Below are 6,524 nucleotides of genomic sequence, written 5' to 3'. Positions count from 1 at the left end.
CCGGTCTGCCAGCGGGTCGCTGGGAATATCAAACCAGTACAGGCCTGGCGGTACGGTAAGATTGCCGTCGTCGTCTTGAAACCGCGGGTCGCCGTCGTTGTTGTGGTTGCCGACAATCAATTCGTCGGCACCGTCGCCGTCTATATCGGCAAACTCCATGTGGTAGCCCAAGCCGATGCTGTTATCAATAATTCGATAAATCCACTGTCCACTGCGGGCGAGGTCGTTTTCCAGCCAGACCAGCGATGGCGCCGGCACCGCAGGGCTCGGGTTGGGGTGGCCAAAAAACTGGCTTAGCGCGATGTCCTGGTCGCCATCGTGATCGATGTCGTGCAGTTTAATGAATACCCCGCCTAGCTTGTCGACGGTATTGCCCGCGGTGTCGACGGCGGTGATCTCGCTGTAATCGAACATGGTTGCGGGGTCGCTGCCGCCGTTATTGCGATAGAGCTGTACTTTCATTTCTTCCTTGCCGTCAGGCGAGCCCAGTGGGTTGTCGGGGCGCTGAGTTTTAGCGGAAGTGGTCACCATATCGAGCAGGCCGTCGCCATCGATATCGCCTTGTTCGGTCTCGTGCCAGAAAAAAAGCTGGTTGCTGGCGAGGGTGGTATTTGCCAGGGAAAAGAAGTGTTGCTGCGGTGGCTGAGGGCCGCTGAGATCATTGCCGTCTAGCCAGAAGTGGGCACCGCCCAGGGTGGTTAAAAACCCTGTTTGCACCACGATGTCGCGTTGGCCGTCTTGGTTGACATCAAAAATTTGCGGTGTGTTGATAAAGGGATAGCCCTGGGCATCGGTGGTGGCGATAAGGATTTTCTCGCTCCACGGCCCATCTAGGCAGCGGCCATCTTTGCTGTCGCAGCCTTGGGTATTAAACATGCGCAGGGCGCCGCGCGAGGCGGCGTTTGGCGGCCCCGGTGGGGTCTGCTCGACAAGTGTTGATAATAAGATTTCCAAGCCGTTGTCGCTGTTGCCATCGAGGTCGCCAACACCAATAAAGCCGGCTGATAGCTGTGTGGCTTTGATGGGCTGCTCACGGTATCGCAGTTCTGCCCGCTGACTGCTGTCTTGGCAGGCGGGCAGTAGGGCCAGGGCGAGCCATGCACAGCATCGCACTGGGTTGGGGCCGTGGTGTTGACGGCGGTATAAAGTGAACTGCTTGCTGTGCATGCCTTGTACCTCGTGGTCGCCTGCGTGCGTCGCCGCTGCGCAGGGGATTCAGCGCGGCTGGGTCCTACTGGTAAGACGGATCTTCCATCGGGCCGATAGAGCGCGAACGCACTGGTTGTAACAGCACGGGTGCCTCGGTGTGCGGGTATTCCGGCCCCCAGTTAACGGCGTCACCTTTCATCTCAACAGAGGCGTTGTCGGTGTACCAGTCAACCAGGTCGCCGTCGCAGCGCAGCAGCCAAACGGTGCCTTCGTCGCCGGCCGTAAAGTCGCCGTGGCGCACCAGTGCCGGGCGGAAGAAGTAGGTGCCTGGCCACATTTCACCGTAGTTGTAGTGGAAGCTGCCCTCCAGACAGTAGGCCTCTTCAAACACGGGGTGGTGGGCGAGTGGGTGTTCGCGCCAGCCGGGTTTGGCCTTGATTAAGCGGGTGTAGAAGCCGGTTTTCTCGTCGCGAAACAGCATCTTGATATACAGGCCGGGCACTGGCGTGCCGCCTAAGTCGAAGCGCATCGGGCTGCCACTTTCCACGTCAATCCAGTCCATTTTACTGCTGTGGGCAACCACCAATTTTTGGTCTTCGCGAACAAAGTCTTTGTCCTGTTCGCAGGGCTCAAACTGCCAGTCACCGTATTCACGAAACAGCAGGATGACCGTGCCTTGTTTGACCTTGATCGCGGGGGTGACAACGCCCTTGGGGGCCGCCCAGTAGTCGCCGGCAACAAGTTGCTGTTCGCCTAGGGTGACCTCGCCTTCGAGGATATACCACTCTGTTTGGGCATTGTGTACGCCGCTGGGGCGCTGCCAATCGCTGGTGAATTTCACTTTGGCGGATACCGAGCCGTCTTCCTCGTCGTAGCAGAGGTTTTGCTGCTGGGCGCTGCCGCTGGCGTACTCAAATTCGGCGACGTGCCAGATCAAATCTTTGTCATCAATCAGTTCTACATGGGGGCGCATAGCAGTCTCCTGTGTGCCTGGGCGGTGTTGTGATGTGTTGATGTTAAGTGGCGCAGGCCATAAATAAAAATCAGTAATTCCTATCTCTGCAATCAGCTATTACTGATGCTTTTGGCGGCCGGTGTTGCTGCCCCCTGTAGATAGGCCCAGGGGCGCCGCTCTCGGTCCGCAGCTTCGAAGTGATCGATGGCGTCGCGGTGACGCAGCGTCAGGTCGATGCGATCCAGGCCGTTGAGCAGCATGTTTTTCGCGCTGTCGTCGATATCAAAGGGCTCGCACTGTTGGTTCCAAAGCAGGGTTTGTGCTGCCAGGTCGATCTCCAATTGGTGACGCTGCGGGGCGCTGCTGACCCACTGGGCAATATCGGCAATGCGCGCTTCGTTCAGTGTTAGCGGCAGCAGGCCGTTGGCAATGCAGTTATTGTAGAAAATGCTGCCGAAGCTCGGGGCGACCACGCAGCGAATGCCGTATTCGGCCAGAGCCCACACCGCGTGCTCGCGTGAGGAGCCGCAGCCGAAATTGCTGCCGCCGAGCAGAATACTGCAGTCCCGATAGTCGGCCTGGTTGAGTATGAAGTCGCTGTTGAGTTCGCGGCCGCCGGGCAGGGTGTAGCGCCAGGCGGCAAACAGGCCCTCACCGAGCCCCTGCTTGGATACCCGCTTCATTTCGCGGCTGGGAATAATCGCGTCGGTGTCGATATTGGGCCGCAGCATGGCGGCGGCAATACCGCGGTGTTGAACAAAGGCTTTCATCATGACTGCAAGTCCTCAGCGCTGCCAATGCGGCCGAGTACCGCTGAGGCGGCTACCGTTGTTGGGCTGGCAATATGGGTTTTGACTGCGGGGCCCTGGCGGCCTTCAAAATTGCGGTTGGTGCTGGAGATGACCCGCTTGCCGGCGCCAAAGGTTTCGCCGCCAGCGTAAAAACACATGGAGCAACCGGGTTCTCGCCATTCAAAACCGGCGGCAACAAAAATTTTGTCGAGGCCTTCGCGCTCGGCTTGGCGCTTGACTCTGCCCGAGCCGGGCACGCACACGGCGCGCATATTTGTGGCGATATGCCGATTTTTTAGCACCGCTGCGGCCGCGCGCAAATCTTCAATACGGCTGTTGGTGCAGGAGCCGATAAAGGCGGCGTCGAGGCTGATGCTGTGCATTGCCTGGCCCGCCTGCAGCTGCATATAGTGCAGGGCCTTTTCCATGCCCTCGCGCTGTTGCGGGTCATTGCAGTGGGCGGGGTCGGGTACTCGGCCGTCGACGGCCACCGCGTGCTGGGGGTTGCTACCCCAGCTTACGGTTGCGCGCACCTCGTCAGCATTGACATGCAGCTCGCTATCGAAGTGTGCGCCGTCGTCGCTTTTCAGTGCTAGCCAGTAGGCTTCGGCCTGTTGGAGGGCTTGGCCGCTGGGGCTGTAGTCGCGGCCTTTTAGCCAGGCGATGGTCTTGAGGTCGGGTGCGACAAAACCGGTAAAAGCGGAGAACTCCACCGCCATATTGCACAGCGTCATGCGTTGCTCGACGGCCATGGCGCGGATGGCTGGTCCGGCGAATTCGACGGCATGGCCGCGGCCGCCACGGGCGCCAAAGCGGGCGATGATATGCAGGATCAGATCCTTGGCGCTGACCCCCGGGCGCAGCTGGCCGTCCACCACGATGCGCATCGATTTGGGTTTCTCGATATCCAGGGTGCGGGTGGCCATGGCGTGTTCGGCGTCGGTGGAGCCGATGCCCCAGGCCAGGGCGCCGATGCCACCGAGGGTGCAGGTGTGGCTGTCGGGGCAGACCAGCGTGGTGCCGGGCAGGGCGATGCCCAGTTCGGGCGAGATCACATGGGCGATGCCCTGGTCGGGGTGGTCGAGGTCAAAGAGGGTGATGCCGGCGGCGTTGGCCGCCTGGCGGGTTGCCTCGATAAACTGCTGCCCAGAGGGCATCAGGGTGTCGTCGCTGCGCCCGGGAGTGGTGTCGACGATGTGATCCATGGTGCAGAACACTTGAGCCGGGCGCGCGATGCTGCGCCGCTTTTCGGCGAGGCTCTGCAGGGCGATACTGCCGGTGCGCTCGTGCAAAAATACCCTATCGATATAGATCAGGCTGCGTGTTGGCCCCAGCGGCATGACTTGGTGGCTGTGCCAAAGCTTGTCAAACAGTGATTGGCTATGAGAACAGTTCGGCATTGATGGTCGCGCCCACACATTGCGTATAATGGATTATCATTATATCATTATAACTTAGTTTGTGTGAGAATCCACTTACGTTATTGCACTCCGCCCTGTATTCGTGCGTCGCCAGTCGCCGTCGTGAATGGCGGACATTTATGTAGGAAGTCTTATGAATAAGCCATTAGCGGGAATTCGCGTTTTAGACCTGACTCATATGCTGTCGGGCCCCTTTTGCACCATGACGCTGGCCGATCTCGGCGCCGACATGATTAAGGTTGAGCCACTGGCGGGTGAGGGTACGCGCAAACTGCTGGCCAGTGACCCGAAAAATTCTATTGACGGCATGGGCGCTTACTTTATTACGCTCAACCGCAATAAGCGCAGCATGAGCATCGACCTTAAAACGGAGCGCGGCCTGGCGCTGTTTTACGAATTGGTCAAAGAGTCCGATGTGGTGATCAACAACTTCGCCGCCGGTGTGCCCAGCAAGTTGAAAATTGATTATGCACACCTCAGCAAAGTGAATCCGCGCATTATCACCTGTTCGATCACCGGTTTTGGTGAGCAGGGGCCGGGAGCCAAGCGCCCGGCCTTTGACCAGGTAGCTCAGGCCTATGGCGGCGGTATGTCGATTACCGGCGAAGACATGAGCCAGCCGGTGCGGGCGGGGATTCCGATCGGCGATTTGGGGGGCGGCATGTTCGGCATTATGGGCGTGATGGCGGCGATTATTGAGCGCAATGTCTCCGGCGTCGGTCAACACGTGGATATTTCCATGCTGGATGTCCAAGTGTCACTGCTTAACTATATGGCCACCATGCATTTTCTGTCGGGCGAAGACCCTCACCCCATTGGCAATGCCCACTTCGTGCATGTGCCCTACAACAGTTACCCCACGGCCGACGGTCACCTGGTGATCGCGGTGATTACCGATAATTTCTGGCAGAATCTCAAAGAGGTGGTGAATTGCCCGGCCTTTGATGACGCCAAGTACGACGGTCAGCCGGGCCGCCTGGCGGACAAGGAGTTTATCGATGCCACGTTGGCGGAAATTTTCCGCGGTGATATCACCCAAAACTGGTTGGATAAGCTCAATGCCAAACGCATTCCGGTCGCGCCAGTGAACAAGTTTAGCCAGGTTTTTGCTGATGAGCAGGTGCAATACCGCAATATGGTAGTGGACTGCGAACATCCCAATGGCCAAAAAACCAAGGCGCCGGGCTGCCCGATCAAGTTGTCGCGCAATAATGAAGAGTCATTCAGCCCGGCTCCGCTGCTCGGGCAGCACACCGATGAATTGATGCGCGATGTGCTGGGCTACGAGCTGGGCGATGTGCAGCAACTAAAAGAGCAGGGAGTGATCGGCTAATGGCAGAGCGCGTTATTATCAACGACGTCGGTCCTCGCGACGGGCTGCAGAATCAGCCGCGGGTACTCGAGCCCGCTCAGCGCCGGCAATTGATCGAGGCGCTATTGGCCGCCGGCATGCGCCATATAGAGGTGGGTGCTTTTGTGTCGCCCAAGGCGGTGCCAGCGATGGCCGGCACCGATCAAGTGGTCGCCGGCCTACCCGCCGGTGACTATGAGTTTTCCGCGCTGATCCCCAATCGCCGTGGCTACGATATGGCAAAAAGCCAGGGTGTGAAAACGGTTGGCCTCGTGGTGGCAGCCAGCGAGACGATGAATCAGCGCAATATTAATATGAGTACCGCCCAGGCGGTGGATGTCTGCCGCGAGGTGCTGGAGCTGGGGCGTGCCGACGGTATTCGCACCCAGGTCTATTTGGCGACCGCCTGGGAATGTCCCTTTGAGGGCATTATTACCACCGAGCAGGTGGTTGCTTTGGCCGGTCAGCTGCTTGACGCCGGCGCCAGTGAAATTGTCCTGGCTGATACCATCGGCGCGGCGTCGCCGGCGGCGGTGGCCAGCTTGCTCGACGCCCTGTTGGCGGTGTGCCCGGCGGACAAGTTGAGCTGTCACTTCCACGACACCCGCGGTATGGGGGTGGCCAACGTCTACGCGGCCGTGGAGAAGGGCATTCGTAAATTTGACGCCTCCATTGGCGGCTTGGGCGGCTGTCCCTTTGCGCCGGGTGCCACTGGCAATGTGGCGACCGAGGATGTGGCGCTGATGCTCAGCCAAATGGGTTACGACACGGGTTTGGACCTGCGCGGCCTGGTGGCGGCCGCCGACTTGGCCGGCGAACTGACCGGCAATTGCGAGGGCGGTCACGCCAGCCGCTGG

The 6,524-nt window shown here is 59.3% G+C and carries 6 protein-coding genes; 2 read left to right on the top strand and 4 right to left on the bottom strand.

What is annotated here, in order from left to right; genetic code table 11:
• From ABYM29_RS14205 to ABYM29_RS14190, 4 genes are all read right to left on the bottom strand, one after another.
• On the bottom strand, positions 1–1,167 hold a 1,167-nt coding region (locus ABYM29_RS14205; RefSeq protein ID WP_372865442.1), incomplete at its 3' end, for an FG-GAP repeat domain-containing protein.
• A 64-nt stretch (positions 1,168–1,231) separates the two neighbouring features.
• A complete protein-coding gene (locus tag ABYM29_RS14200; protein ID WP_372865441.1) occupies positions 1,232–2,122 on the bottom strand; it encodes a DUF4437 domain-containing protein in 891 nt (296 codons plus the stop codon).
• A 92-nt stretch (positions 2,123–2,214) separates the two neighbouring features.
• Positions 2,215–2,877: a 3-isopropylmalate dehydratase small subunit gene (leuD, locus tag ABYM29_RS14195; protein ID WP_372865440.1), complete on the bottom strand. Its 663-nt coding sequence runs from the start codon at positions 2,875–2,877 to the stop codon at positions 2,215–2,217.
• On the bottom strand, positions 2,874–4,295 hold the full coding sequence (locus ABYM29_RS14190; RefSeq protein ID WP_372865439.1) for a 3-isopropylmalate dehydratase large subunit: 1,422 nt from the start codon (positions 4,293–4,295) through the stop codon (positions 2,874–2,876). The genes leuD and ABYM29_RS14190 overlap by 4 nt, the downstream gene beginning before the upstream one ends.
• A 154-nt stretch (positions 4,296–4,449) precedes the next feature.
• Between ABYM29_RS14190 and ABYM29_RS14185 the strand changes: the two genes are divergently transcribed.
• Positions 4,450–5,649, top strand: a complete 1,200-nt coding sequence (locus tag ABYM29_RS14185; protein WP_372865438.1) for a CaiB/BaiF CoA transferase family protein — start codon at positions 4,450–4,452, stop codon at positions 5,647–5,649.
• Positions 5,649–6,524: hydroxymethylglutaryl-CoA lyase (locus ABYM29_RS14180; protein WP_372865436.1), on the top strand; the 876-nt coding region annotated here is incomplete at its 3' end. The genes ABYM29_RS14185 and ABYM29_RS14180, both read left to right, overlap by 1 nt.

The organism is Spongiibacter sp. (genome assembly GCF_041602295.1).
Taxonomy (GTDB): Bacteria; Pseudomonadota; Gammaproteobacteria; order Pseudomonadales; family Spongiibacteraceae; genus Spongiibacter.
This window is presented reverse-complemented; position numbering and strand designations above follow the sequence as displayed.

Excerpts from the sequence above, each read along its gene's own strand:
- ABYM29_RS14190 (WP_372865439.1), bottom strand. The coding sequence starts at position 4,295 with ATGCCGAACTGTTCTCATAGCCAATCACTGTTTGACAAGCTTTGGCAC.
- leuD (WP_372865440.1), bottom strand. The coding sequence starts at position 2,877 with ATGATGAAAGCCTTTGTTCAACACCGCGGTATTGCCGCCGCCATGCTG.
- ABYM29_RS14200 (WP_372865441.1), bottom strand. The coding sequence starts at position 2,122 with ATGCGCCCCCATGTAGAACTGATTGATGACAAAGATTTGATCTGGCAC.
- ABYM29_RS14185 (WP_372865438.1), top strand. The coding sequence starts at position 4,450 with ATGAATAAGCCATTAGCGGGAATTCGCGTTTTAGACCTGACTCATATG.